The 24,818-nt window shown below is 68.5% G+C and carries 22 protein-coding genes; 12 read left to right on the forward strand and 10 right to left on the reverse strand.

Features of this window, described 5'->3' with window-relative positions; all coding sequences use genetic code 11:
• Positions 1-103 precede the first annotated feature (103 nt).
• Entirely contained in the window at positions 104-2,974 is a 2,871-nt protein-coding gene (locus ACJ8AT_RS08260) for an aldo/keto reductase (RefSeq protein WP_407737089.1), read from the reverse strand.
• 38 nt (positions 2,975-3,012) lie between these two features.
• Here ACJ8AT_RS08260 and ACJ8AT_RS08265 point away from each other — a divergent pair, with 38 nt between their 5' ends.
• The gene (locus tag ACJ8AT_RS08265; RefSeq protein WP_407737090.1) at positions 3,013-3,675 is read left to right on the forward strand and encodes a hypothetical protein; all 663 of its coding nucleotides are present in this window, start codon (positions 3,013-3,015) and stop codon (positions 3,673-3,675) included.
• Between the two features lie 24 nt (positions 3,676-3,699).
• On the opposite strand, the gene ACJ8AT_RS08270 is transcribed toward ACJ8AT_RS08265, so the two are convergent.
• Positions 3,700-4,995: a hypothetical protein gene (locus ACJ8AT_RS08270; protein WP_407737091.1), complete on the reverse strand. Its 1,296-nt coding sequence runs from the start codon at positions 4,993-4,995 to the stop codon at positions 3,700-3,702.
• 122 nt (positions 4,996-5,117) lie between these two features.
• Here ACJ8AT_RS08270 and ACJ8AT_RS08275 point away from each other — a divergent pair, with 122 nt between their 5' ends.
• From ACJ8AT_RS08275 to ACJ8AT_RS08285, 3 genes are read left to right on the forward strand one after another with little or no spacing between them, the layout of a single operon-like run.
• Positions 5,118-5,933 carry an SDR family NAD(P)-dependent oxidoreductase gene (locus ACJ8AT_RS08275; RefSeq protein ID WP_407737092.1) on the forward strand — a complete coding sequence of 272 codons (816 nt, stop codon included), beginning with the start codon at positions 5,118-5,120 and terminating at the stop codon, positions 5,931-5,933.
• Positions 5,933-6,775, forward strand: a complete 843-nt coding sequence (locus tag ACJ8AT_RS08280) for an SIR2 family protein (protein ID WP_407737093.1) — start codon at positions 5,933-5,935, stop codon at positions 6,773-6,775. Before ACJ8AT_RS08275 ends, ACJ8AT_RS08280 begins: the two co-directional genes overlap by 1 nt.
• Positions 6,776-6,790: 15 nt before the next feature.
• Positions 6,791-7,339 (forward strand): non-canonical purine NTP pyrophosphatase, encoded by a 549-nt coding sequence (locus ACJ8AT_RS08285; RefSeq protein WP_407737094.1) that lies wholly within the window; start codon positions 6,791-6,793, stop codon positions 7,337-7,339.
• A gap of 23 nt (positions 7,340-7,362) precedes the next feature.
• On the opposite strand, the gene ACJ8AT_RS08290 is transcribed toward ACJ8AT_RS08285, so the two are convergent.
• Both ACJ8AT_RS08290 and fruA read right to left on the reverse strand, forming a co-directional pair.
• Positions 7,363-8,487 (reverse strand): tetratricopeptide repeat protein, encoded by a 1,125-nt coding sequence (locus ACJ8AT_RS08290; protein WP_407737095.1) that lies wholly within the window; start codon positions 8,485-8,487, stop codon positions 7,363-7,365.
• 174 nt (positions 8,488-8,661) lie between these two features.
• Positions 8,662-9,351, reverse strand: coding sequence for a response regulator transcription factor FruA (gene fruA / locus ACJ8AT_RS08295; RefSeq protein WP_407737096.1), 690 nt, complete (start codon positions 9,349-9,351; stop codon positions 8,662-8,664).
• Between the two features lie 263 nt (positions 9,352-9,614).
• Between fruA and ACJ8AT_RS08300 the strand changes: the two genes are divergently transcribed.
• Both ACJ8AT_RS08300 and ACJ8AT_RS08305 read left to right on the forward strand, forming a co-directional pair.
• A complete protein-coding gene (locus ACJ8AT_RS08300) occupies positions 9,615-10,388 on the forward strand; it encodes an RDD family protein (RefSeq protein ID WP_407737097.1) in 774 nt (257 codons plus the stop codon).
• Position 10,389: 1 nt separating this feature from the next.
• The gene (locus ACJ8AT_RS08305) at positions 10,390-11,370 is read left to right on the forward strand and encodes a stage II sporulation protein M (protein ID WP_407737098.1); all 981 of its coding nucleotides are present in this window, start codon (positions 10,390-10,392) and stop codon (positions 11,368-11,370) included.
• On the opposite strand, the gene ACJ8AT_RS08310 is transcribed toward ACJ8AT_RS08305, so the two are convergent.
• On the reverse strand, positions 11,316-11,834 hold the full coding sequence (locus ACJ8AT_RS08310) for a J domain-containing protein (protein WP_407737099.1): 519 nt from the start codon (positions 11,832-11,834) through the stop codon (positions 11,316-11,318). The two genes, ACJ8AT_RS08305 and ACJ8AT_RS08310, sit on opposite strands and share 55 nt — an antisense overlap.
• 158 nt (positions 11,835-11,992) lie before the next feature.
• Here ACJ8AT_RS08310 and ACJ8AT_RS08315 point away from each other — a divergent pair, with 158 nt between their 5' ends.
• Together ACJ8AT_RS08315 and proC are read left to right on the forward strand one after the other, a co-directional pair.
• Positions 11,993-12,544 (forward strand): HEAT repeat domain-containing protein, encoded by a 552-nt coding sequence (locus tag ACJ8AT_RS08315; protein ID WP_407737100.1) that lies wholly within the window; start codon positions 11,993-11,995, stop codon positions 12,542-12,544.
• Between the two features lie 27 nt (positions 12,545-12,571).
• Positions 12,572-13,405: a pyrroline-5-carboxylate reductase gene (gene proC / locus ACJ8AT_RS08320; protein WP_407737101.1), complete on the forward strand. Its 834-nt coding sequence runs from the start codon at positions 12,572-12,574 to the stop codon at positions 13,403-13,405.
• A 15-nt stretch (positions 13,406-13,420) separates the two neighbouring features.
• On the opposite strand, the gene ACJ8AT_RS08325 is transcribed toward proC, so the two are convergent.
• Both ACJ8AT_RS08325 and ACJ8AT_RS08330 read right to left on the reverse strand, forming a co-directional pair.
• Positions 13,421-14,179 (reverse strand): DUF5953 family protein, encoded by a 759-nt coding sequence (locus ACJ8AT_RS08325; RefSeq protein ID WP_407737102.1) that lies wholly within the window; start codon positions 14,177-14,179, stop codon positions 13,421-13,423.
• Between the two features lies 1 nt (position 14,180).
• Positions 14,181-14,798, reverse strand: a complete 618-nt coding sequence (locus tag ACJ8AT_RS08330) for a DUF6310 domain-containing protein (RefSeq protein ID WP_407737103.1) — start codon at positions 14,796-14,798, stop codon at positions 14,181-14,183.
• Positions 14,799-14,950: 152 nt separating this feature from the next.
• On the opposite strand from ACJ8AT_RS08330, the gene ACJ8AT_RS08335 reads away from it, so the two are divergent.
• From ACJ8AT_RS08335 to ACJ8AT_RS08350, 4 genes are all read left to right on the forward strand, one after another.
• Positions 14,951-15,478, forward strand: a complete 528-nt coding sequence (locus tag ACJ8AT_RS08335) for a DivIVA domain-containing protein (protein ID WP_407737104.1) — start codon at positions 14,951-14,953, stop codon at positions 15,476-15,478.
• Between the two features lie 3 nt (positions 15,479-15,481).
• On the forward strand, positions 15,482-15,781 hold the full coding sequence (locus ACJ8AT_RS08340) for a DUF167 domain-containing protein (protein ID WP_407737105.1): 300 nt from the start codon (positions 15,482-15,484) through the stop codon (positions 15,779-15,781).
• A gap of 8 nt (positions 15,782-15,789) precedes the next feature.
• Positions 15,790-16,920, forward strand: a complete 1,131-nt coding sequence (locus ACJ8AT_RS08345) for a peptidase MA family metallohydrolase (RefSeq protein ID WP_407737106.1) — start codon at positions 15,790-15,792, stop codon at positions 16,918-16,920.
• 295 nt (positions 16,921-17,215) lie between these two features.
• Positions 17,216-17,734, forward strand: a complete 519-nt coding sequence (locus ACJ8AT_RS08350) for a hypothetical protein (protein WP_407737107.1) — start codon at positions 17,216-17,218, stop codon at positions 17,732-17,734.
• Positions 17,735-18,023: 289 nt separating this feature from the next.
• On the opposite strand, the gene polA is transcribed toward ACJ8AT_RS08350, so the two are convergent.
• The 3 genes from polA to ACJ8AT_RS08365 form a co-directional block, all read right to left on the reverse strand.
• Entirely contained in the window at positions 18,024-20,732 is a 2,709-nt protein-coding gene (gene polA / locus ACJ8AT_RS08355; RefSeq protein ID WP_407737108.1) for a DNA polymerase I, read from the reverse strand.
• An 83-nt stretch (positions 20,733-20,815) separates the two neighbouring features.
• On the reverse strand, positions 20,816-23,023 hold the full coding sequence (locus tag ACJ8AT_RS08360; RefSeq protein ID WP_407737109.1) for an FHA domain-containing protein: 2,208 nt from the start codon (positions 23,021-23,023) through the stop codon (positions 20,816-20,818).
• A 7-nt stretch (positions 23,024-23,030) separates the two neighbouring features.
• Complete coding sequence (locus ACJ8AT_RS08365; RefSeq protein ID WP_407737110.1) at positions 23,031-24,815, reverse strand: ATPase, T2SS/T4P/T4SS family; 1,785 nt, start codon at positions 24,813-24,815, stop codon at positions 23,031-23,033.
• Positions 24,816-24,818: the final 3 nt, after the last annotated feature.

The raw sequence follows: 24,818 nt of genomic DNA on the forward strand, positions 1-24,818 counted from the left end.
CGCTGGCAGCCGCGACGTGACATCGCGGACGGAAGGCTGGCTGCACGCGACCCCAGGAGCACTGTCGACTCCAGCACATTCCCCACAGCGTGGGAAGACTGCATCAGGTCGGGGGCACCTCGTCCTCCTCCAGGAGTGCCAGGAACGTGTCGCGCGTGCCGCCGGGAGCCTGGCGGATGAGGCTGTTGAACTGCTGGTTGCGCGTGCGGACCCGAGCGCCGTGGGCGCGCATGGCCTCCAGCGCCTCGGGCATCATCCTGGGCCGGGCGAGCACCTCCAGGTTCTGCAGCAGCTCGCGATGGCTCCGGGGCGCGGTGAGGCACGCGCTGACGCCCGGCTGCGAGAGGCTGTAGCGATAGCAATCCACGGCGCTCGGGAGCGCGGAGTCCGCGGGCATCCCAGGGACGGGCTGGAGGAGCCGGCCGTAGCAGGTGGCGGTGAAGGTCAGCACCCCTGTTCCTTTCGCGAGCGCCTCCGGGAAGAAGGCTGTCTCCGCGCCCGGGTGTGCTGCGCTGTGGCGAGTCATCACCACGGGCCACGGGTGGCGGCGGAGCGCCGCGGTAGCCAGCTCGCGCAGGTGGGTGGAGAAGCCGAAGGCGCGGAGCTTGCCCTCGGCGCGCAGCTTCTCCAGGGCCTCGAAGTCCTCCGCGTTGAGGCGCTCTGGCGAGCGCACCCAGAACAGCAGGAAGACCTCCAGCCGGTCCGTGCGGAGCCGGCGCAGCGCGGACTCGACGTCGCGCCGGAGCGCCTCGGCCCCCGAGTGGTACGTGCCTCCCATGAGCACCAGCCCGTCGCGCCGCCCCCGGTTCGTCCGGAGGAAGCTGGTGAGCTGCGTGTAGTCCGGCTCCCAGAAGAAGGAGTTCACCCCTGCCTCGTGGGCCTCGGCCAGCGACGCGGGAGACAGGCCGTTCGCGCCCGAGAGCACGAGCGGCGAGACGGCCAGCCCCGTGCTCCCGAGCAGGCGCCAGGAGGCACGCGGTGCGATCTCCGGGGTGGTCCGCTTGGGGGCCGTCTTCTCGCGGCGGGGCTTCACGGGCCGGCGCTTCTCGATGTCCGGCGACGTCGCGACGAGCTCATCCGGGAAAACGAGGGTCATCGCCTCCAGGTGGGCCACGACACGCTCCGGCTCGGAGGAGTCTCGCAGCGCGGTGCACAGATACTCGAAGGCGGCGGTGTCTGCTCGCCGCAGCAACCAGGTATAGGCGGAGACCCGGACCTCGGGAGTCTCGGTGCGCGCGAGCCCCCGCAGCAGCGCGGCCAGGAGTTCATCGAGCGTCTCGCATTCCTCCAGCACCGCCGCCGCCGCGGAGCGGACCATCGGCGAGGAATCGAGCGACAAGCGCAGCAGCGCCTCCAGCTCTTCTCTCGCTCCCTCTGCACGGAGCAGCTCCGCCCCACGTGCCCGCATCCAGGGATCCGGAGAGCGCGCGCTGGCAAGGCCGATGCTGCGAACCTCGGCGTCCGAGAGCATTTCGGCCTGGGATGCCAGGAGCGCCAGCGCCGCGCGCCGGACGGAGAGCTCCGGATCGTCCTCGCAAGCCACCCGCGCCGAAGCCACATCCAGCGCCGCCGTGCGAATCCACGGATCCTCGTGCGAGAGGGCCTCGCGTCGCTCCTCCGGCGTGAGGCTGCCCCGGACCGAACGCTCTCCCAAGGCCACTGCTCGGACGGAGGTGTCGGCGTCTACTGAGAGCTGCGCGAGCAGGGCCTCGTCTCCCACAGACCCGGCACCTTCCGCCACGGCGCGGCGCTCATGCGGAGTCCTCGCCCGAGGCGCGAACGCCACGAGCGCCCGAGCAAACGCCATGATGGCCGAGGGAGCGGGAGGCCGACGCTCCCAGGCGGCGATGATCTCCTCGCGCACCGTCTCGTCCGGATCCTCGAGCGCCGCGAGCACCTCTTCGCGACTCGCGGGATCGAAGGCGAGCGCCGACAGGGCGGCACGCCGAACCTCGGGCTCTTCATCCTTCGCCAACGTACGCACGCGCTCGATCAGCTCGGCCTCATCCCTGCGCACCGCGATGCGCGAGGCCCAGGCCACGGCTCCGGGCCTCGGAGACTCCCCCAGGATGCGCGAGGCCAGCGAGAGCTCATCCACATCGATCCGCCCAAGCAAGCTCCGCACCTCTTCGGCCGCATGAGGGACCCGGGGCTCATCCAGCCAGCGCATCGCGAGCCGAAGGCTCTCGGGATCCCGCCGTTCGATCAGCCGCCGCCGCGCCAGGGCTCGGAGTGGTTCGTGCGGATCACCCAGCCACTCCACCAGCTTCAGGGGCGGCACCTCCGACGCGGGCGTCCGCTCGAGCCGAGCTGTCACCACGGCGGGATCCTCATCGCCCAGCCCACCCTCCTGAAACACGGGAGCCGACTCCGGAGGCAACGAGCCCTCCGTAGGCGCAGACGCGGCGCCCCAGATCCCTTCGAGATACGCGGCCGCCGCCCTCACCGGCCCAGGCCCCGCCGCCACCCCAACCGCTCGGACCTGTGCCCGGACCTGGAGGTCTCTCTCTCCCAACCAGACGAGTGCCTGCACCGCCGCGTTCCGCACCCGCCAGAATGGGTCCTCCAAGGTCCGGATGAGCAGATCCAGCGCTCCCGCTCCCGCGACCGAGGCCGCCGCCCGGACCGCGGCTCGGCGCACCCACCAGACCGGCTCCTCACGAATGGCACGGGCCGCCGCAGGCACCACCTCTCGGGCGCCGAGCCGCGCCAATGCGCGCCAGGCTCGATCCCTGACCGAGGACAGCGGATCCCTGAGCGCCTCGAGCAGTGCTGGCGTGAAGCGTCGATCCCGCGCCTCGCCCAGCCGGCGTGCCGCGGTGGCACGGACCTCCGCGTCCTCATCTCCCAGCAGGGCCTGACGCAGCGCGTACCGGCCCGTGAGCGCCGCCGTGTCCACCGACTCCGCGGCCTCGCGCCGCACCTCGGCGGCCTCGTCGAACAGCCGCACGGCGGCCGGATCCAAAGGCTTCATGAACCTCAAACTCTACGCGCCCTGGTAGAATCCCGCTCATGCCTGACATGCTGGCCATCATCAGCAAAGCGGTCTTCGAGAAGGAGGCAGCGGGCCGAAAGCCGGGCGATGTCCTCCCGCTCGACCGGTACCGCAGCGCGAGCAAGCACCTCGATCCGCTGAAGTCGGGCGGACGGCTCTTCCTCGTCACCGTGCGCCCTCCCAAGGAGGAGCTGTGGCTGGTGGCGGTGCTTGAAGGGCTCAAGTTCAAGGACGACGAGTGGCAGGCCAGCCCCAACCGCGTCCCCATCACGAACCTCACCGCGCTGATCCCGCGCATCCGCTTCGAGTCGGGCAAGGGCATCAGCGCGGCCAAGGGCGCCCTGGGCATGTCGCTCCAGACGCCCCGAGCCCTGTCCGCCGAGGACGTCACGCTGCTGCTCCAGGCGAGCGGGGCCCCGGCGGGCGCAGCCACGGAGGCGCCAGTCGCAGCGGGCCCCATCAACCTCACCGCTCATGATCCCGACTCGCAGCTGCCGTGCCTGTGCAAGCGCTGCCTGCCCACGGCCCCCGAGCACGCCAAGACCGGAGGCATGGCGTTCACCCGCTCGAAGGTCGAGACCGAGGGCAAGTTCCTCTATTACTGGCTGCCCGACGAGCTGCTGCCCGACGCCCCCACGGTCTCCAAGTCCGTGCTGGGCGTCCTGCTCAATCGCGTCTGAGGGCGCCAGGGCCCGCACTCCGGGCTACTGGGTCATCAGGAACATGCCGAGGCACATCTCATCGCTCGTGCCCTCGCCCCACTCCACGTCCTTCGCGTTCGGCAGGCTGTTGTCCCAGTGGCACTCGACGGCGATCCGGTCCCCAGGCTTGACCACCTTGGGCTGCTCGAAGGAGTAGCCGCCCTGCCAGTGGAAGTTCCAGTGCGGGATGCGCAGCATGCACTCGGTGGCGCCCGTCTTGCGCTCGATCTCCATCTTCCCCCACGAGCCCAGCGTGTGCATGTGCAGCGCGGCCCCGTAAACGGTGACCGGCACGTTGTTCGGGAACGCGCCCCGCGTCACGTACGAGAGCGCCGACGACAGATCAAAGGAGAAGCGGTGGTGGGCGTCCTGCGCTCCGGCGGGGATGGGCATGCCTCCCGGCTGCAGCCAGGCCGGGTTGGTCCAGGGCTGCATGATGGCGAGCTTGTCCACCGACGAGGCCAGGCTCAGGGCGATCGAGGTGCGATCCGGCGCCGCGTTCGCGCTGCTCAGGTTGTAGTGCACCTGAAGGACAACCTTGGAGCCTGGAGGAACCTGGATGCCCGTGCCCGGCGGCAGCACCGTGCCCTGGCTGCCGGGAGCCCAGGAGCCAATCCACGCCACTTGACTGGCGTTGCCGCCCGGCCCCCCGAAGCAGGTGTAGCCCAGCTCGGGATCCTTGGCGTCCAGCGCCTGATAGTTCGCCACTTCGTCGGGGGGAATGAGGAAGGCGATGATGTGGTGGACGATCGACGGCCGGCCCGGTTTGGCGACGAAGCCCGTGACGTAGCTCATGTCCGTCTGGGGCCAGTCGAGCATGAAGCAGCGGTACTCGTCCGGGGACTGCCTGGGCGAGTACGCCTCGGGCATGGCCAGCTCCAGGTCCACCCGGGGCAGCCCTCCCGAAGATGGAGGGACGTCCGCGGGCGCGTCCGAGGCATCCCCCTCCGAGCCACCCTCGTCCACCCAGCGGGTGAGCAGATCAATCTGCTCGGAGGAGAGGGAGCGATCCTGCGCGTACGGCGTGCACTCCGAGTCCGGCATCCACGGAGGCATGATGTGCGCCTGGACGGCGGCCTTGATGGCCGCGCGCATCACGAAGGTCTGCGCGTAGGTCTGGAGCGGAAACGGCGCGATGCCTCCCTCGACGTGGCAGCTCCCACACTTCTCCTGGACCAGCGGAGCGACATCCCGGTGGTAGGTGATGGGGAGCGGAGCAGGCGGTGGCTTGGCGGACTCACCGCAGGCGGCCAGGAGGGTTACGGCCAGGATGGGACTCAAGCCCCAAAGTCGTTTCATGGGATACCCCTGATGATGTGGTTCCGCTCCGCACGGCGCGAGCCTTGCGTCGGCCCGGTGAGCTGGGGCGCATTCTCCCACAAGCTCACGTTGTGGGTACTCTCTCGGATATGAGGAGGCCCATGAACCTCGAAGGAGCACGAGCGGTCATCACCGGCGCCGGCAGCGGTCTGGGCCGCGCGCTGTGCCTGGAGCTGGCTCGGTACAAGGCCCAGGTGCTGGTCTCGGATTGGGATCTGTCCTCGGCGGAGCAGACGGCTCGGCAGGTCGAGCAGGCTGGCGGCAAGGCCCTCGTGCAGGCGTGCGACGTCACGAAGCCCGAGCAGGTGGAGGCCCTGGCGGAGGCGGCCTTCTCGCGGCTCGGAGGGGTGGACCTGCTCGTCAACAACGCGGGAGTGGCCTGCGGCGGCGAGGTGGGCGAGCTCCCGCTGGAGGAGTGGAAGCGGGTGCTGGACGTGAACCTGTGGGGCGTCATCCACGGCTGCCACGTCTTCGTGCCTCGGCTGCGGAAGCAGGGCTCGGGGCACATCCTCAACATCGCCTCGGCCGCGGGGTTGATGAGCGTGGGCTACCTGGCGCCGTACAGCGTGTCCAAGGCTGGCGTGGTGTCGCTCTCGGAGACGCTCTACCTGGAGCTGAAGCCCGCGGGCATCGGCGTCACGGTGGCCTGCCCCACGTTCTTCCGGACCAACATCGCGACGGCGGCGTCGCTCTACAACGATCCGAAGCTGACCCAGGCCGCGAACAAGCTGGTGAACGAGGCCCGCGTCGAGGCGGACACCGTGGCCCGCAAGTGCCTGCGAGCGGTGGTCCATGGGGCTCGCTATGCGCTGCCCATCGCCGACGGCCGGTGGGCGTGGCGGCTCAAGCGCCTGTCTCCGGATGCCTTCCTGTATGGGACGTACCTGTTCCAGAAGCGGTTCATGAAGGAGAAGTGATGGCCGTCTATTCCGCCGCCGATGCCGCGCCGCTCCTGCAGCAGGAGTACCGTGACAGGCGCCTCATCCCCTTCCTGGGAGCGGGGTTCTCCAAGCCGCTCCACCTGCCGGACTGGCGCGAGCTGATCGGCTGGATGGCCGAGCGCCTCAAGATCGAGCCCGAGCTGTTCCTGCTCCACGGCCGCTATGAGCAGCTCGCCGAGTACTTCCAGCTTGCCGGCCACGACCACTTGCACCAGCTGGTGTACGAGATGACGCGGCGGTTCGACTCGGAGGAAGCCGCCCGCACGCGGCAGAGCTCCCGAATGCACCAGGCGCTGGCGAGCCTGGACTGGCGCACCATCTATACGACGAACTACGACTCGCACGTGGAGGGCGCGCTCCAGGATGCGAAGAAGCAGGTGGCAGTACTGGCCTCGTTCGACGACTTCCAGCTGCGGCGCGAGCCCGGCACGTGCGAGGTGATCAAGTTCCACGGCACGCTGGCCAGACCCGACACGATCATCCTCACAGAGAGCTCGTTCTTCCAACGGATCGCGCTGGAGTCGCCCGTGGATCAGCGCCTGCGCGCGGATCTGCTCAGCCACAGCTTCCTGTTCATCGGCTACAGCTTCAACGATCTGAACATCCGGTATATCTGGTACCGCATGCACCAGCTGCGGCACCAGGGGCAGGCCAGCGCCCAGCGAGCCCCGGCGCGGCGGTGCTACTTCGCCACCTTCGGAGTGGGCCCGCTCCAGCCCAAGCTGCTGGACCAGTGGAACATCGATGTGATCCAGCTCGATCCCAATCCCAAGAACAGAGAGGCCAGCGTGGCCGGCCTGCTCGAGAGCATCCGCTGAGCCCCGGAGCCCAAGATGATGTCCGACTGGTACTTCAACACCTCGAACGACTCGAAGATCCGCGAGGTCCTCCACGTCTTCGGCGGCTCCGGGCGGCTGGGGATCCTCCGCCATCCCATCGTTGAGCTGCTCGAGACGGATCTGGACAAGGTGGTGCGCGCCAAGGCGGCCGCGGCCTACGAGGCCCTCCGGGTTCCGGTGATCGTCGAGCACGGCGCGCTCTGCATCGACTTCATGAACGGCCTGCCGGGCGCGCTGGTGAAGCCCACGTGGATGGCGCTCGGGGAGCGGCTCTGCCACATCGTCCCGGCGGGGGAGCCTCGCACGTGCAAGGCCATGAGCGCGCTCTGCTACTGCGACGGGCGCACGCGCACGGTCATCCGCCGGGAGATCGAGGGAGAGATTGCGCTGTGCCAGAAAGGCTCGGGAGGCTTCCACTGGGATCCCGTCTTCATCCCCAGAGGACACACCCGGACGCTCGCCGAGATGCCGCTCGATGAGAAGCTGACCCTCTCAGCGTCTGGACAGGCGTATGCGGAGCTGCGCAAGCAATTGAAGCTGTAGCCCGCGGGTGGCTTCTTTCGACTTCAGAGGCTCAGGCTGCGTACGGACAGAAGCACGTGCTGGAGGACATAGGCTTTCAGCCGCTGCCGCTCCTCGTCCTCGAGCGTGAGCGTGTATTGGGGATGCACTCGGGCGGCCATCTCGAACAGGATCAGCTCGTCCACCATGCCGTCCTGGATGACGGCCACCAGCCGGTCCAGGGTGGGATCCGACGGCCCCTGCTCCCCCTTCTCCTTCTGCGCCGCGTGAACCATGACGGCTGAAGCCAGGCACTCGGTCTCCTCGATCGAGGAGAAGTGAGGCTCGGCCGTGCCCGTCATCTCCTGCCGGTGCGAAGGCTCTCCGATCCACAGCGCCTTGCAGTTGGCGAACGCCAGCCAGGCCGGGCCGTAGTCCGGATCGAACTCGACCACCACGCCCTTGTCGTCCTGGTGCGCGAAGCCTCGGGGGACCAACACATCGTCCGTGACGACCATCCCCAACCCCGGGTTCTGCTGGAAGAACTGCCGGAGGATCGGATTGCGCGGGTTCAGGACCAGCGACGTGGCAAAGGCCTCGCGCGCCTCCTTCAACCGCCCCAGCCGCGTCAGCGCGCTGCCCTGGAAGTAGTAGAGCCGATAGTCATTCGGGTTCAGCTCCGTGGCCTTCTGGTAGTCCGCCAACGCCGCCTGCGCGTCCCCCGCGAAGAGCTTCGCGTCTCCCAGGTATGCCCTCGCCAGGTAGCAGTCCGGACACACCGCGACCGCCTTCTCGTAGAGCTTCGCCGCCTCCGCATAGCGCTGGGCCTGGTAGTGCTCCTCGGCCTGGCTGATCAGCTCCTGCGCCTGCGCATTCTCCGGCCACTCCTCGATGATCCGGTGCCCGTCCTTGACCACCACACGAGGAACCTCGACGGGCTCGACTCGCAGGGGCCAGAGCTCCTCCGCCCAGCCTCCCGGGGGCGAGTCCTTCGGATCCACGTGGTACTGCACCTTCGAGTCCTCCAGGCGCTTCATCACCTCCGCCGGAGACAGAATGCCGGGGCGCGCGGTGGGAGCCTGCGGCTTCGCCTCCGAGGCTGCTTCCGTGGCGGGAGTGGGAGCAGGCTTCGGCGCCGAGGCACAGCTGATTCCGAGGAAGCAGCCGACGACGAGGAGGGATCGGAGCAAGAGGCGACGCCTTTCCATGGAGGAAGCGCCGAGCATAAGACAGATGCACGCCTCCCGAAGGCCTCTCCTGGCTGCGAAGAGAGGCCCCGGGAAGACACCTCCGCCCCCTTGTCTCCAGGGGGCGGAGCGCCTTTGAAGCTCCCTCTCCCAGACCCGTGGGAGAGGGTTGGCCGCTTAGAGATCCGGCGGCGGGCGCACGCCCAGGTGACAGGCGCGCAGGGCGAGCTGGGTCCGATTCTCCGCTCCCAGCTTCCGGTAGAGCTGCGTCACGTGGCTCTTCACCGTGCGCTCGGCGATCTGCAGGTGCGCGGCGATCTTCAGGTTGTCCGCGCCTCCCGCCACGTAGGCCAGCACCTCACGCTCGCGCTGCGTGAGCGTGTTCAGCACACTGGCCGGCTGCGCCACCACCGCGGGCTGCTCGAAGTCATTGCGCAGCAGCTGAACGGGGAACAATCGCTCCCCCTTCACCAGCCCTTGGATGGCGGACACCACCGAGCCCACTCCCAGCCCGACTCTGAAGAGGTAGCCCGAGGCGCCCTCATCAAAGCACTGGGAGACGATCTCCGGGGTACTGACCGAGGACACCATCAGCATGCGGACCTCGAGGCGGCGCTTCCGGGCCTCGCGCAGAAGGCTGAGCCCTTCTGTTACCGAGCACCCTTCCGCCGTCTCTCCGTCCGCTTCCACATCCAGGATGGCCACCTGCGGAGGATCCGTCCCCAGGCTGTCCAGCAGCGCGCGCACATCGCGCTCCACGGACATGACTTGGAGACCCTCACCCCGAAGGCCCTCGGCCAGCCCCTTGTAGGCAGACCAGGGTCCTTCGAGAACGGACACACGTACAGCGAGCTGATTCATTGCCATGCTAAGCCCCCCAGCCGCCATGGCGTACTGCTTGGTTTTTTGTACTGCTACTTCAAATCACTGGCCTTGCTCCAGCCAGCTTGCAAATAAAATTACCACTAATGGCACCCGCTTCGCGAATGACTCTGAAGCGGAGTGTCAAGTAGGCGCGCACTGGTCCAAAGTCCAGGGGGTTCAGACGTTGGGGCTTGGTCGCTGTTGATTGAGGAACACGCCTTCTCCCCCCCAGACACGGGTCCCGTCCAGCGTATGCTGTGAGCAGAATGACTTCGGCCTCGTCCCCCAGTCTGGATGTCGCCACGCCCGAGCGTGTGGCCCTCACCCTGCCGGTAGCGGGCATCGGTTACCGGTGCCTGGCCTGGCTCGTCGACGCGACGATCCTGTTCTTCTTCTGGGTCACCGCCTACTTCGTCTTCTCGCTGCTCGTGTCGGATGTGCTCGTCGTCTTCCGGGGGCTGTCCGGGTTTGCGCAGACGTTGCTGGCCGTGGGGATCTTCGCCACGCAGTGGATGTACTGGACGCTCGCCGAGGTCTTCTTCCATGGGCAGACGCCCGGCAAGCGCCTGCTGCGCATCCGCGTGGTGCGCGTGGATGGCTCGCCCATTGGCGTCTACGAGAGCGCCGTGCGCAACCTGCTGCGCGCCGTGGACTTCCTCCCCCTGCTCTATGCCGTGGGCAGCCTCAGCATGCTCTTCACCCAGCAGCACCGCCGGCTGGGAGATCTGCTCGCGGGCACGGTGCTGGTGCGCGAGGAGCGCTTCGATCTCAGCAAGTACACCGCGCCCGCCCAGCCCTCGCCGGAGGCGCTGCCCGCGGTGGCTCCCACCGGCTCCGGGCGCCTGGAGTCCGAGGAGGTGGAGCTGATCCTCGCGTTCCTCGAGCGCGCCCCGTGGCTGGAGCCTGACGCCCGGCGGCACCTGGGCGCTCGCATGGTGGAGCGCCTGGGCGGGCTGACCGAGCAGGAGCGCGCCGCGGTGCTCGCCTCCACCCAGGCCACCGAGGACTTCCTCCGCGCCCGGGCCCAGGCGGTGCGCTGACATGGCCGCTCCCCTCCCCGTCTTCGTCGGCCGGCGGCGCCCGGATTGGGAGGCCCTCCAGGGGCTGCTCTCCCGCCAGCGCGCGGGCACCCTGCACCTGGAGGAGTTGCGCACGCTCGACACGCTCTACCGCCGCGCCGCCGCGGACCTGGCGCACGCGCAGACGTTCTACCCGGGCACGGACGCGCACCGCTTCCTCAACCAGCTCTGTGGCCAGGCGTATGCCGCCATCTACCAGCCTCCTCGGGAGCGCTGGCTCGCCGTGCGCGAGTTCTTCCGCCGCGAGTTCCCCTCCACCTTGCGCGCCGAGGGGCGCTTCGTCGCCCTGAGCGCCTCGCTCTTCATCCTGGGCCTGCTGCTGGGCGCCCTGGTGGTACTGCTGGAGCCTCGCGGCGCGGAGCTGCTCGTGCCCCAGGGGGTGAGAGATCACGTGGCGCAGGGGAGGATGTGGACCGATGACATCCTCTCGGTGGCCCCGCCCAACGCGGTGGCCTCGGGCATCGCCACCAACAACCTCACCGTCATCATCTTCACCTTCGCCTCGGGCATCCTCTTCGGCCTGGGCACGGTGTTCACCCTCGTCAACAACGGGGTGCAGATCGGCGCCATCACCGCGCTGTGCATGCGCGAGGGCATGGGGCTGAAGATGATCGATTTCATCTCCGCCCACGGCCCCGTGGAGCTGTCCATCATCGTCATCTCCGGCGGCGCGGGGCTGATCGTCGGTCAGGCACTGATCGATCCGGGAGAGTTGCCTCGTGGGCAGGCGCTGGCGCTTCGGGGGCGGGCGGCCGTGAAGCTGGTGCTCGGCTGCGCGCCCTTCCTGGCCTGCATCGCCCTCGTCGAGGGCTTCATCTCCCCCGGCAGCCTCTTCCCCACCGCGCTCAAGGCCGCGCTGGGGCTGACGCTCGGGGGGCTGTTCTGGACCTACCTGCTGCGCGCCGGCAGGGAGACCTCGCTGTCCTCCACCAGCTTGCGCTGAGCCATGGCCTCCTCGCGCTTGCGCTGACGGTGGCGGAGGATCCGCTCGTAGGCGTCATTCAGCTCGCGCATCTTCTCCACCGAGCCGCCGCGGTCCGGGTGCCGCTCCAGCGCCAGCTCGCGGTAGCGCGTGCGCACCACCTCCGGCGTGTCCAGCGGAGACACCCCGAGCACGTGGTACGGGTCCTGCTCCTCCAGCGCCGCCAGCCACCGCTCCAGCCGGCCCTTCACCTGGTCGAAGCTCGCATCCAGCGCCGTCGTGTCCTTGACCGGGTGCGTGCGCACCTTGGCATCCGTGCGGAAGATGTCCGTATAGGTGCTCGACACCCACCGGTGGCACGAGCCGCAGCGGAAGTACTTCACCCGCCGCCCGCTGCCCTCGTGAAGGGTCATCCGGACGCCGCAGTGGGTGCACTCCACCTCGACGTTCTCCAGGGTCTGCCAGCTCACTGCCACCGAACTCATGGCTGCTTCTCGCTCCTGTAGGCGCAACACGCCTGTAGCACCGACACAGTCCCACGATCGGAGGTTCCGTCAAGAAATCTACCGTATGAGCGCGCATGGCCCGTCCCAACCCGGCGGTTTTCCGGTAGAACCCTGCCTCCCCTGCTCCGAGGCATGCCATGCGTCATCTGCTGCTCGCCGGCCTTCTGCTCATGGCCCCCGCCGCGCTCGCCCAGAGAGCGCCCACGGTCGCCACTCCGGATCCGGAGCCCGCTCCAGCTCCGGCTCTGGCCTCGGCTCCGGCTTCGACGGAGTCCGCCGCCCCGGGGAGCACGGACCAGGCGCTCCTGCGCGGCATCCTCTGGGCCACCGATCCCGCCCCCGAGGAGATTCGCATCATCGCCATCGAGGATCTGGCGCTGCTGGGAGATCCCCGCGCCCTGGGCCCGCTCTCCGCGCTGCTGGGAGATCCCAACCCGCGCGTCCAGTCCGCCGCCGTGCGCGCCGTGGCCCTCTTCCAGCACCCTCGCGCCGAGGAGATCCTCGTCAGCGTGGTCCGCAGCACTCGCCTGCCGGATGCCCTGAAAGTCCAGGCGCTGGATGGGCTGCTCTACCAGCGCACGCCCTCTGCTCGAGCGACGTTGGAGTCCGCCTCGCGCGATCCCCACTTGCCCCTCGCCATCCAGTCGGCCGCGCTCAACGTCGCGGCGCGCTGGGGCGCGGCGAAGTAGCCCCCGAGTCTCCTGGAGCTCCCTGTCATGCTCGAACGCACCATCGCTTTCCTGGGCGCCGGCAACATGGCCGAGGCCATCATCAAGGGCCTGCTGCGCGCTGGCACCGCGCGCCCCGAGGGTATCATCGCCACTGGCCGCCGCCCCGAGCGCCTGGAGGAGCTCAAGCGCGCCTACGGCATCCGTACCAGCCAGGACAACCTGGCCTCGGCGCGCGAGGCGGAGATCGTCGTGCTCTCCGTCAAGCCGCAGGCCATGGACAAGCTGGTGGTGCAGGTGGCTCCCGCGCTGGATCACCGCAAGCTCGTCATCTCCGTGGCCGCCGGTGTGCCCATCGCGGCACTCGAGCGGCGGCTGGGCGCCGGGGCTCGCATCATCCGCACCATGCCCAACACACCCTCCCTGGTGGGCGCCGGGGCCTGCGCCTTGTCCCGGGGCGAGCACGCCAGCGAGGAGGATCTCGCCGTGGCCAGCCGCATCTTCCAGGCGGTGGGCACCACCACCGTGGTGGAGGAGAACCTGCTGGACGCCGTCACCGGGCTGTCCGGCAGTGGGCCCGCGTATGTGTTTCTTGTGATCGAGGCGCTCTCGGACGCGGGCGTGAAGGTGGGCCTGCCGCGCTACACCGCGCTCAAGCTCGCCGCGCAGACGGTGCTCGGCAGTGCGCAGCTGTTGATTGAGACCAACGCCCACCCCGGCCAGCTCAAGGATCAGGTGACGAGCCCCGGCGGCACCGCCATCGCCGGCCTGCACACGCTGGAGGCCGGTGGCCTGCGCACCACCTTGATCAACGCCGTGGAGGCCGCCACCCGCCGCGCTCGCGAGCTGGGTGAGCAGTTCCTCGAGAAGTCCGAGCGCTGAGCCGACGGGTGGGGCTCAAGGGGATGCGCGCCCGCCGATCTCCGGGAAGCGCTGGTAGGCGCGCATGAACGCGTCGAGGTGCGAAGGGTTGTCGAGATCGAGCGGCGCCTCCGTGAGCCGGACCACCCACCCACCCGTCGCAGTGCGCCGCGATCGAGTGAGCAGGTCCGCATCCCGAGCCGGATCCGGAAAGCCAAGGATCCGTGCGGACGCGGCGGACCAGTAGTTCAGCCACCCGAGGTAATACGGAATCTCCGGCGAGCGGATATCGTCAAAGAGCTTGAGCGCAGGTAGCCCCCGGGGCGGAACCACCGGTTTGCGCACCGGATCGCACGTCTGGTCCGCGATGTCCCCCGCCGCAGCATCCGGCGTCACCTCGCCCCAGAACGCTTGTGCGCCCTGGGCGATGCCCACCAGCACCTCTTCCGCCGCCGAGAGGCCCCCCACCTCCAACGGCCAATCGGCATGGATGTCCAGGAGTGCTTGGCGGCCCGGGGAGAGGCGTGCCGAGTTTCCATAGCCGGTCAGGGTTATCAGGCAGTTCTCATCGGCGTTGCAGAGGAGTGGAAATCCCCCGTCCGATTTCCCCTGGGCAACCCACGCATCGCGCTGTGGCAGAGGGATGAATTGGCCCTCGTCGGAGATCGTCCACCCCAGGCGCAAGCCGGGGAGAGCGTGTTCCATGGCATGTACAGTTGCTACAGGACGGCCATCATCGTCCTTGAGTGCGGGCGCATAAACGGTCAGGAGGAGGGGCGTTCGCGTGACAGCCATTTCAGCACCAGTTCATGATGACGATGTTGAGAGAGCGGTCTTCTTTACGCAGCGCCTCCGCGTGCGCTGCGCTCCGCACGCCGACCGAGAAGCTGAATCCGCAGGCCACGGCAAGATCGCGCTCGCGCTTCAACTCCACCACCTGTTTTTCGATCACAATCTTTCGAAGGGCGGCGGTGTACGTGTCGAAGTTGTCGGTCTTGACCTCCCACAGCGTGCTCCTTTCGAGTTGCAGCGCGTCGAAGCGCTTCCCGTTGACGAGCACGTCGAAGCCGATGAAGTCATTCAGCGGAACCTTGTCAGCGCACACGTTGTGCAGGGCATCTCCTCCCAGGTGCGGCACGATCTCGGGGGTGCACTCGGGACGGCGCTCGGACGTCCTTGAGGGCGGCGGCTCCACGCCCGAGCCCGAGGGTGGCTTCGGGTATGAACCGGGCTGGCCTTCAGGCGACACGATGAACGGAGTGGGCGGGTTCACCCCCACGGGCACCGGTAGGGTGGCGGTCTTGGGGGTGACAAGAGGCTCCAGCGGAAAGGCCGCTTGATCTTTCGCGCCCACCCCTGATGTGGCGCAGCCGGGAAGCAGGAACAACAACGCACTGAAAATTCGGAATCTCATCGCTCCGGCCCTGTGAATTTCACCGCGGCGGTAACATGTGACACCCAGGCGAGCAGCCGGGCAAGCGCCGGCCCCCGGCGCGCTGATCCACGGGTGGGAAACTGGGCGGGCACTTCCTGGAGAACTCCCAGCGCTGGCCTATACTCGGGGCCATGAAGATCACCCCGCTCGACATCCGGCAGAAGCGGTTCGACACCGGCCTCCGCGGCTTCTCTCGCCGCGAGGTGGAAGCCTACCTGGAGCTGCTCGCCGGAGAGTTCGAGGAAGTGGTCAAGGAGAACATCGCGCTCAAGGAGGAGTTCAAGCGCGCGCAGCTGCGCATCGAGCAGTACCAGGAGCGCGAGCGCACCCTCCAGGAGACCATGGTCACCGCGCAGAAGATCAGCGAGGACCTCAAGGCCGCCGCCAAGAAGGAGGCCGAGATCATCATCGCCGACGCCGAGCACCAGGCGGAGAAGATCGTCCACGGCGCCCACCAGAAGCTCGTCCAGGTGGTCGAGGACATCAACGAGCTCAAGCGCCAGCGCACCCAGTTCGAGTCCCAGGTGCGCTCCGTGGTCGAGGCCCACCGCAAGCTGCTGGAGACGTTCGCTGGCCCCGCCTTCGCTGACCGCGACTACGCCCGCATCGAGGACAATGTGGCCTTCCTGTCCCAGAAGAAGGCCAACGGCGGCGAGTAGTCCGTGGCACCTCCCTGGCTCAAGGCCCTGCCCGATGGCGTGGAGCTGGCGGTGCTCGTACAACCTCGCGCCTCCCGCACCCGCGTGGTGGGCGAGCACGACGGCCTCTTGAAGATCCAGCTCGCCGCGCCTCCCGTAGATGGAGAGGCCAACGCCGCCTTGGTGGAGTTCCTCGGCAAGCTGCTCGGCGTCCCAAGAAGGCAGGTGGAGCTGCTCGCAGGTGACGCGTCGCGTCGCAAGCGATTGATCGTCCACGGAGTTGATGCCGTGACGGCCGAGGCTGTTATCTCTCAGGCATTGTGAACCTCCACATGCGCTTGCTGCTGTTCCTGTCCCTGCTGCTGGCCGCGCCCCTGGCTGTCGCCCAGGAGGGAGCCCCGAGCACGCATGGCATGGGAGAGCCGGCGCTGGTGCCCACCGCGCGCCCGGCCCTCGTCGAGGACGAGCTCGTCACCCCGCGCTTCCGCATCCTCTACACCCACGGCTCCAAGGGCTCGGCCCTGGCGCTCGCGGAGCGGATCGAGGCGGTGCGGGACTCGTTCCAGCAGGTGCTTGGACGGGACTGGCAGGGCCGTACGGAGATCCGCATCGGAAGGGATCGCCAGGAGTACGAGGCGCTGGCGCTGCCCGGAGGGGCTCCGCCCAAGTGGGCCGTGGCGCTCGCCTACCCCGCCCACAACATCATCCTGCTGGACGCGCGCAGCCTGCTGGCGCCCGAGGGCGACATCACCCTGCGGCATGAGCTGGCGCACGTGGCGCTGGGCCAGTTCGCCAAGGACTGGCCGCGCTGGTTCCAGGAGGGGCTGGCCCAGCACCTCGCGGGCGAGCGCATTGTCCTCACCCACTACGCCGCGCTCTTCCGGGCGGTGACGCAGCAGAAGGTGCTCCACTTCGAGGATCTCTCCGAGGGCTGGCCGACCATGCCCTCGGACGTGGAGGTGGCCTACGCCCAGAGCGCGGACTTCGTGGCGTACCTCGCCGGCCAGCACGGCCCGGGCGCCATGAACGAGCTGATCGAAGGCATGGCCCGGGGCGAGCCCTTCCCGACGGCGTTCGGCAAGGCCTTCCACTCCTCGCTCGGAGTGGAGGAGGACCATTGGCGCGGAGGCCTGTCCACGCGCTTTGGCTGGCTGCCGCTGACCACGAGCATGCAGTTGGTGTGGTTGATGGCGCCCGGGCTGTGCGTGGTCGCCTATGTCCGCCGCCGCCGGCAGCAGGCCGCCCGCCTGGCGGAGATGTCCGCGGAGGAAGCCGCGGAGGAGGCCGCGATCCGGGTGCTGGCCGCCGAGGCCGCGGCGCAGGAGGGCCTGCCTCCGCCCCTTCCCGCCGACAGCGTCCCCCAGTGGGTGGAGCCGCCTCCCCCTCCTCCCGAGGAGCCACGAGAGTTCCTGGACGAGGACTCCGAGCACGGGCCCCGCCCTCCCAAGCCGACGCTCCACTGAGGGCTCCCAGGTCCGCTCCCCACTAGTGGGGAGCGCCGGCGGCAACCCGTGTGCCCCCGTTTCGCCCAGAGTCCTACATTGGAAGTGCCTCCCTGAGTTCCCATGGGCCAGGCAGTAGGAAACGGCGTACCCCGGGTGTTCCTTCCAGGGCCTCAACCGGAGAAATTACGGGGCCCACCCCTCCCCCAGGGATGAGGCCTCCGTCCAAACGATTGATCTTCCTGGCGTCCGCTGCCCCGTGAGCGTTGGCCAGCGCTTTGCTTTGTCCCCTGGCGTGACGCGGAGGACACCCGAGATGATAGAGCGTGCGAAGCGGACCGCTGGAGTGGCACGGGTCTTCACCCAGCAGCCGGATCGGCTCGCCGCAGCGTGGCGGCGGGTGCGGTGCACGGGCAACTCGCAGGTCCACCCGCCCCAGAGCCTGCTGGATGGACTGGTGGAGCCCTTCATCCGCGAAGTGGGTTTGAGCCTGGCCGGCAATCAGACGAGCCCCTGGAGCCGCACCCGCGCGGTGCTGCGCCTGTCCCTCGAGCGGGGCGCGCGGGGCCTCTATGACGAGTTCGCAGTGCTGCGGCGCTGCCTGGTGGACGCCGTGGAGGTGCTGGGCGGCGGGGATGCGGAGCGCGCGGTGATCAACCGCTGCCTGGACGAGGCGGTGGATGCCTCGGTGGCGCTGCTGCAGCGCATGAGGGACGCGAGCTCCGAGGAGCCTCGGGTGCCTTTCGGAGGATTGGTGGTGGAGTGGTTCGATCGGCCCTCGGACAGCCGGGTTCAGCAGCCGGGCACCGAGACGGAACGCATCGCGCTTCACTGAAGAGAGTGCCGACCCGTCCGGCTTGATGCTTCCGACAGGGAGCGTCCGAGGGCCGGCGGTGGATGGGGGCGTGTCGCGGGGCTTGGGGGTCTTCGTGACGCGAAACGGGGGGCGTGTTCCCAGCATGGGGGCTAGGTGAGCACGCCATATGGCCGCTTGGGACGCGTGGATGGGGGTCCGCGCGCCTCGTCGGTCGGACGGGTCGGCCGTGTTTTCGGGGAGGGAGAGGGGTCGCGGGGGGGAGTGCCGTCGGGGGTCGGCGCTCCTTCCCGCGATTTTTTTGCGGGCCTCAGTGCGCGTCGGCCCAGGTCTTCCCCGCGCCCACGTCCACCTTGAGCGGCACCTTGAGCGTGGTCACCTGCGACATGCAGCGGCGCGCCAGCTCCTTCACCTGCTCCACCTCGGCGTCCGGCGCCTCGAAGAGCAGTTCGTCGTGCACCTGCAGCAGCATCAGGGTGCGCAGCTGCTCCTTCTTGAGGGCCTCGTCCACCGCGAGCATCGCCTTCTTGATCAGGTCCGCGGCGGTGCCTTGGATGGGCATGTTGATGGCGGCGCGCTCGGCGGCCTGGGCCACCTGACGGTTGCGCGAGAGCAGATCCGCCATCAGCCGCCGCCGGCCGAACAGGGTCTCCACGTAGCCCGTCCTCCGGGCCGTGTTGACCGTCTCCTCCAGGTAGCGGCGGATGCCGGCGTAGCGGGTGAAGTAGCGCTCGATGATGTCGCGCGCCTCCTCCACGTGGATGCCCAGGCGCGTGGACAGGCCGTGCGGTGACAAGCCGTAGGCGATGCCGAAGTTCACCGTCTTGGCCACCCGGCGCTGCTCCCGGTCCACCTTGTCCGGCGTGGTGCCGAAGATCTCCGCCGCGGTGCGGCTGTGGATGTCCTCGTCATGCTGGAAGGCGTCGATGAGGACGGGATCCTCGGCGATGTGGGCCAGCAGCCGCAGCTCGATCTGGCTGTAGTCCGCGGAGACGAGCTGGTGGCCCGGCTCGGCGACGAAGGCGCGGCGGATCTCCCGGCCCAGATCCGTGCGCACGGGGATGTTCTGCAGGTTGGGATCCGAGGAGGACAGGCGCCCGGTGGCGGTGGCCGCCTGGTGATAGGTGGTGTGGATGCGCCCATCCTTGGCCACCAGCCCCGGCAGCGTGTCCAGGTAGGTGCTCTTGAGCTTGGACAGCGAGCGGTACTCGAGGATGGCGCCGGGCAACGGGTGCTGCTCGGAGAGCTTCTCCAGCACCTCTTGATCGGTGGAGGGGCCCGTCTTGCCCTTCTTGATCACCGGCAGCTTGAGCTTCTCGTAGAGCACCTGCGCCAGCTGCGGGTTGGAGCCGACGTTGAACTCCCCGCCCGCCAGCTCGTGGATGTGCTTCACCCGGGACTCGCACTCGGCATCCACCTTGGTGGAGATCGTCTGGAACACGGAGGTGTCCAGCTTCACGCCGCGCCGCTCCATCTGCGCGAGGATGGGCAGCAGCGGCAGCTCCAGCTCGCGCGCCAGCTTCGCCATGCCGGCCTCTTCCAGCTCCGTCCAGAGCGTGGGGGCCAGCCGCCGCGCCGCATCCGCCCGGGCCGCGTACGCCTGGGACACCTCCTCGGGGACATGGTCCGCCAGCGCCCTGCCCTTCTTGCCCTCGGTGGAGGCGGGCAGCGCGGGCAGCTCCGTGTTCAGCCGCTCGCGAGCCAGATCCGTCAGCGCGTGCTCCCGGCGCGAGGGGTTGAGCAGGTAGCTGAGCAGCTCCACGTCGTCATGGGCGCCGCGCAGCGTCAGCCCCACGCTGGCGAGCACCAGGGCGAGCGCCTTGAGATCATGCCCCCCCTTCTTCACCGCCGCGTCCTCGATCAGCCCGCGAACCGCGGAGACAAAGGTGGCCTCGGGCACCTGGTGGGAGCCCAGCTGCGTGTGGCGCAGGGGCACGTAGGCGGAGCGGCCATCGAGCAGCGCCAGGCCAAGGCCCACCAGCGGCGCGGTGAAGGCAGGCCCCTCGTAGGCGGGCACCAGGAAGATCGAGCCCGCGGCGCGAGCGGCGTCCACGAAGGAATTCAGCTCCGCCTCGGTGGTGACGAGCACGGCGGGCGCGGAGGCGGCGGGAGCGGGGGCCTCGGCGGGCTTCGGCGCGGCGGCCGTCTCCGTGGGCAGATCAGTGACGAGCCGGTAGAACTCCAGCTCCGTGAAGAGCTTCCTGGCGCGATCCGTGTCGATCGGGCGGCGAGCCAGCTCCGGGATGGTGACCTTCAGATCCAGGTCCGTCTTGAACGTGACGAGCTGCCGGGCCATCAACAGGGTGTCCCGGTTGGCGGCCAGGGCCTCGCGGATCTTCGGCTTCTTCACCTCGTCCAGCCGGGCCAGCAGCGTGTCCACGTCGCCGAACTGCTGGATCAACTCGGTGGCCGTCTTGGGGCCGATGCCGGGCACCTTGGGGACGTTGTCCACCGCGTCGCCAATGAGCGCCAGGTAGTCGCGCATCTGCCGAGGCTCGATGCCCAGCTTCTCCTTCACCTCGGCGGGGCCGGTGTGCACGTCCTTCATCGGATCAAAGAGGCGCACGTCCTCGTCGACGATCTGGATGAAGTCCTTGTCGCCCGTCACCACCTGGACGCAGAAGCCCGCCTCCTTGGCCTGCTTCGCCAGGGTGCCGATGACGTCATCCGCCTCCCAGCCAGCCACCTCGAGCACGGGCAGGTTGAGCGCCTCCACCACCCGGCGGATGAGCTCGAATTGGGGCACCAGATCCTCGGGCGGGCCCTCGCGGTGGGCCTTGTAGTTGGGATCGATCTTCTGACGCTCGGTGCGGCTCTCCTTGTCGAAGGCCAGCGCCAGGTGCGTGGGCTGAAGATCCTTGATCGCCTTGAGCACCATGCGCGTGAAGCCGAGCACGGCGTTGGTGGGCACCCCCTTGCTCGTGGTGAGCGGGGGGATGGCGTGGTAGGCGCGGAAGATGAAGCTCGAGGCGTCGATCAGCGTGAGGACGGGCGCGGAGCGCGCTGGGCTCGGGACCATGCCCCGGCCTTAGCGCGGCTCCCCTGCCCTGTCCACGTTCCACGCGGGCGCCACGGCGAGCGCCTGGGGCCCCGCCCGGGGGCCTACTGGCACTTCAGCTCCTCTTTCTTCTTGGCGATCTTCTCCTCGAGCCCATCTCCCGGCACGGCCCACTCGGCCACCTGGACCAGCTCCGGGCAGGAGCGCGCGTTGGAGAACATCCGGGTGCCCTGCGTGGAGCAGATGTTGCTCAGGGCTTTGATCAGGTCCGTGTTGCCCCGGTAGAACCGGAAGCCAATCTTCCACAGCTTGCACGCCCTGCGCGGATCCTCGCGCTTGGCCCAGTCCTTACCGCGATCATAGGCCTTGGACGCCATGTCCTGCTGGATGTTGCGCCGGTAGAAGGACGGGGTGCGCTCCCACAGCTCTCCCATGAGGCGCTTGTCCACCTCGAGCGCCTCATCGAACGGCTCGGCGGCGCGCTCCACGTCGTCCGCCTGGAGCGCCGAGGAGCCCGTCTTGAAGAGCTGATCCACCGTGGACACGTCCTTGATCAGCAAGTCCACCTGCCCGTGCAGCGAGGCCTGCTCGAGGTTGGAGCGGACCTTCTGCAGCTTGGCCAGCGACTCGTTGCCGCGCCCGCCCCAGTAGTCGAACAGCGCCGCGTTCATGTACGGGTTGGGGTAGCGGTCCTTGAACATCTTCTTCACCTGATCATCGGGGCCGGAGCCGCCCTCGGGGCCAGTGCCGAAGTCCGTCACCGGGCACTTCCACGGCTCTGACTTCGGATCCATGCGCTGGCGCGCCTGGAGGAACTGGACGAAGAGCTTGTCCTTCGGGCGCCACTGCTTGCGGCCGATCCGGCCCTGCAGCGAGATGCTGAAGCCCAGCGGCGGCTCGATCTCCTCGCGCGTCACGCCCTGGCACCAGAAGCTCATGTAGCGATCACAGCGGGGCACCGCCGCTTCCCACTGGTTGTCTCCCAGGTAGCGCTTGCAGTCGTCCAGGGCGTGCTTCTTCACCTGCTGCATCGCCTCGTCCACCTTGATCTTCGCGCGGCGGAAGTACTGGCTCTCCTTGGGGATCTTCCGCAGCTGATCCAGCGCGTCCTCTTCCTTGAGGCGCTGGAGCATCTTCGTGCCCTGCGCGAAGTACTCGGCCGCCTCCTTCTCCACCTTGATGCGCTTGATCAGGGTGTTGGCCTCGCCGTTGATGGGATCGATGTTGAGCGCCTGCTCGCAGGCCTCGTCCGCCTTGTCCCACTGGGGCTCGTTGCCCATCTCCATGGAGGCGAAGGAGCGGCACTGGTTCAGCATCTCCTGGAGCTGCTGCTGGGTGTTGGCCTGAGCCACCGCCGGATCCGGGGGAACCGGCACGGGCTCGACGGGGGCGGCGACCTTGCTGACGATGCCCAGCGCCAGGAAGATCCCCACCGTGGCGCCGGCCACCACGAGCAGCTTCCGGCTCTTCTTGGCGGGCGGAGCATCGCTCGGGTTGCCCTTGCCTCGAGCGGCCCCCGTGCCCCGGCGCGACGGGACACCACCGGCCTCGTCGCCCGACTCGTACACCACCTCCACCATGCCGAACTGCAGGATGTCGCCCGAGAAGACTTCCACGGGCTCCTGGCCAATCCGCTCTCCGTTGATGAGCGTGCCGTTGGCGCTGCCCAGATCGCGCACGAACACCGCGCCTTCGGACTTACGCTCCACCTCGGCGTGCTTGCGGCTGATCGAGTCATCCTCGAGCAGCACGGCGGCCGGAGGCGCGCGGCCCACAACCAGCTTGCTCTTGAGGGGATAGGTCTTGTTGGCCCACGGCCCCGTCAGGCCTCGGAGCACCGGCGCGGCGGCAGCCGGAGCCGCGGCCGCGCCTCGAGCCGGACGCTCGCGCTTGGCCAGCGCCGCGCCGGGAGGACGGGCTGGCTTGACGCTGGGCAGCGCGCGGGTGGCCCGCGGAGCCCCTTCCTCGGAGCCCATGTCGGGCGCGGCGCCCCTGGCGGCGGAGCGGCGCGCGCCGGTGGCCCGGGAGCCGCCCTTGAGCTTCAGCGTGTAGTCGCCCAGCAGCACCTGGGACTGGGGCGTGAGCGGCGTGGGCTCGGCGATGCGCTCCTCGTCCACGTAGGTGCCGTTGGCGCTGCCGAGATCCTCCAGCAGCACCTGGCCGCCCTCCACGAGGATGCGGGCGTGCTGGCGAGACACGCCGCCCTCGGTGAGGATCAGATCATTGCCATCCTGGCGGCCAATCTTCAGCTCGCCAGTGAGCTCGTGCTCCGTCTCGCTGCCGTCGGGGTGACGGACGACCAAAGTGGGCATGGAAGCTCTATTCCTCCCGGAAGATGCTCATGTTCACGGGGATGCCCTTGCGCTGCAGGTCATCGTAGAACTTGGGCACGAAGCCAGAGGCCACGAAGCGACCGCGCACCTTGTTGTCGTCCGTGAAGCCGTCCTGCTTGTAATAGAAGATGTCCTGGAGGGTGACGATGTCCACCTCCATGCCAGACACCTCGGTGATGAAGCAGATCTTCCGCGTCCCGTCCGAGAAGCGCGTCTGCTGCACGATGAGGTGAACGGCGCTGGCGATCTGCTCGCGGATGGCCTTCACCGGCAGCTCCATGCCGGACATGAGCACCATCGTCTCCAGGCGGGCAATCGCGTCGCGCGGCGTGTTGGCGTGCAGCGTGGTGAGCGAGCCGTCGTGGCCGGTGTTCATGGCCTGGAGCATGTCCAGCGTCTCGCCCGAGCGGCACTCGCCGACGACGATCCGGTCCGGACGCATACGCAGGCAGTTCTTCACCAGATCGCGGATGGTGATGGCGCCCTTGCCTTCCAGGTTGGGCGGGCGGCTCTCCAGCTGCACCCAGTGCTCCTGGGGCAGCTGCAGCTCGGCGGCGTCCTCCACGGTGATGATGCGCTCCCCCTCGGGGATGAACGAGCTGATGATGTTCAGCGTCGTCGTCTTCCCGGAGCCCGTGCCGCCGGAGATGACGATGTTCTTCCGGGCGCGCACGCACATCTCCAGGAACTCGGCCATCTGCGCGGTGACGGTCTTGTACTTGATCAGATCCTGGATCTTGAGCGCGTCCTTCTTGAACTTGCGGATGGTGATGCACGGGCCCTTGAGCGCCAGCGGCGGGATGATGGCGTTCACGCGGCTGCCGTCCTTGAGGCGCGCGTCCACCAGCGGGCTGGACTCGTCGATGCGGCGGCCGATGGGCGCCACGATGCGCTCGATGACGCCCAGCACCGCCTGGTTCGAGGAGAACGTCTTCTCGGACAGGGTCAGCTGGCCACGCTGCTCGATGTAGATCTGGTTGGCGTGGTTCACCATGATCTCGCTGATCTCTTCCGACGCGAGGAACGCCTCGAGGGGCCCCAGGCCCAGCGCCTCGTTGATGACGTCGGTGAGCAGCTCCTCGCGGTCCACGTCCTCCGGGAGCTCCGAGTCCGCGTCCATCTGGTCGATGATGTCGCGGATGGCCTTCTCGGTGCGGCGCCACAGCTCCTCGTCGCCCAGGCGGTCCATGTCCATGCGGCGCAGGTCGAGGTACTCGATCAGCCGGTCATGGATCTCCTTCTGCAGGCGCGTGTAGCGCTCGATGCGGGGATCGATCTTGCGCTTGTTGCGCTGGAGGGCGGCGGCCAGCGAGGCCGGCATGTTCTTCTTGGAGTTCTCCGGGGCGCCGGGCGGCTGCGCGCGCACGGGCATGGGCGCGGGCGGCTCCTCTTCGTAGGGCTCCTCCTCGTAGGGCTCCTCCTCGCCCTCGTAGCCCTCCTCGGGAGGCGGCTCCTCCTCGGCTCCACCGGCGCCGCCAGCCTCGAGCGGCTCCACGTTGATGATGTAGTCGCCGATATAGATCTTGTCGGTGGGCTTCAGCACCTGGGGCGCGGCGATCTTCTTGCCGTTCACGAACGTGCCGTTCGTGGACTTCATGTCCAGGATGATGAGCTTGCCGTCCTTGGCGACGATCTTGGAGTGGTACTTGGAGACGTTGCCCTTGCCCAGGACGATGTCATTCCCAGCAAGGCGGCCGATGGTGATCTCGTTCTTCTCGAACTCGATCTCCTCCGTGCCGCCGCCCTTCTCGGCAAGTGTGACTAGAAACATGGG

Source organism: Hyalangium sp., assembly GCF_045802625.1.
In the GTDB taxonomy this organism is placed as follows: Bacteria; Myxococcota; Myxococcia; order Myxococcales; family Myxococcaceae; genus Hyalangium.

Coding starts and splice junctions, on each gene's coding strand:
- ACJ8AT_RS08265 (WP_407737090.1), top strand. CDS start 3,013: ATGCCTGACATGCTGGCCATCATCAGCAAAGCGGTCTTCGAGAAGGAG.
- ACJ8AT_RS08365 (WP_407737110.1), bottom strand. CDS start 24,815: ATGTTTCTAGTCACACTTGCCGAGAAGGGCGGCGGCACGGAGGAGATC.
- ACJ8AT_RS08285 (WP_407737094.1), top strand. CDS start 6,791: ATGATGTCCGACTGGTACTTCAACACCTCGAACGACTCGAAGATCCGC.
- ACJ8AT_RS08335 (WP_407737104.1), top strand. CDS start 14,951: ATGAAGATCACCCCGCTCGACATCCGGCAGAAGCGGTTCGACACCGGC.
- ACJ8AT_RS08300 (WP_407737097.1), top strand. CDS start 9,615: ATGACTTCGGCCTCGTCCCCCAGTCTGGATGTCGCCACGCCCGAGCGT.
- fruA (WP_407737096.1), bottom strand. CDS start 9,351: ATGGCAATGAATCAGCTCGCTGTACGTGTGTCCGTTCTCGAAGGACCC.
- ACJ8AT_RS08360 (WP_407737109.1), bottom strand. CDS start 23,023: ATGCCCACTTTGGTCGTCCGTCACCCCGACGGCAGCGAGACGGAGCAC.
- ACJ8AT_RS08310 (WP_407737099.1), bottom strand. CDS start 11,834: ATGAGTTCGGTGGCAGTGAGCTGGCAGACCCTGGAGAACGTCGAGGTG.
- ACJ8AT_RS08345 (WP_407737106.1), top strand. CDS start 15,790: ATGCGCTTGCTGCTGTTCCTGTCCCTGCTGCTGGCCGCGCCCCTGGCT.
- ACJ8AT_RS08270 (WP_407737091.1), bottom strand. CDS start 4,995: ATGAAACGACTTTGGGGCTTGAGTCCCATCCTGGCCGTAACCCTCCTG.
- ACJ8AT_RS08280 (WP_407737093.1), top strand. CDS start 5,933: ATGGCCGTCTATTCCGCCGCCGATGCCGCGCCGCTCCTGCAGCAGGAG.
- ACJ8AT_RS08275 (WP_407737092.1), top strand. CDS start 5,118: ATGAACCTCGAAGGAGCACGAGCGGTCATCACCGGCGCCGGCAGCGGT.
- proC (WP_407737101.1), top strand. CDS start 12,572: ATGCTCGAACGCACCATCGCTTTCCTGGGCGCCGGCAACATGGCCGAG.
- ACJ8AT_RS08325 (WP_407737102.1), bottom strand. CDS start 14,179: ATGGCTGTCACGCGAACGCCCCTCCTCCTGACCGTTTATGCGCCCGCA.
- ACJ8AT_RS08350 (WP_407737107.1), top strand. CDS start 17,216: ATGATAGAGCGTGCGAAGCGGACCGCTGGAGTGGCACGGGTCTTCACC.
- polA (WP_407737108.1), bottom strand. CDS start 20,732: ATGGTCCCGAGCCCAGCGCGCTCCGCGCCCGTCCTCACGCTGATCGAC.
- ACJ8AT_RS08305 (WP_407737098.1), top strand. CDS start 10,390: ATGGCCGCTCCCCTCCCCGTCTTCGTCGGCCGGCGGCGCCCGGATTGG.
- ACJ8AT_RS08260 (WP_407737089.1), bottom strand. CDS start 2,974: ATGAAGCCTTTGGATCCGGCCGCCGTGCGGCTGTTCGACGAGGCCGCC.
- ACJ8AT_RS08315 (WP_407737100.1), top strand. CDS start 11,993: ATGCGTCATCTGCTGCTCGCCGGCCTTCTGCTCATGGCCCCCGCCGCG.
- ACJ8AT_RS08330 (WP_407737103.1), bottom strand. CDS start 14,798: ATGAGATTCCGAATTTTCAGTGCGTTGTTGTTCCTGCTTCCCGGCTGC.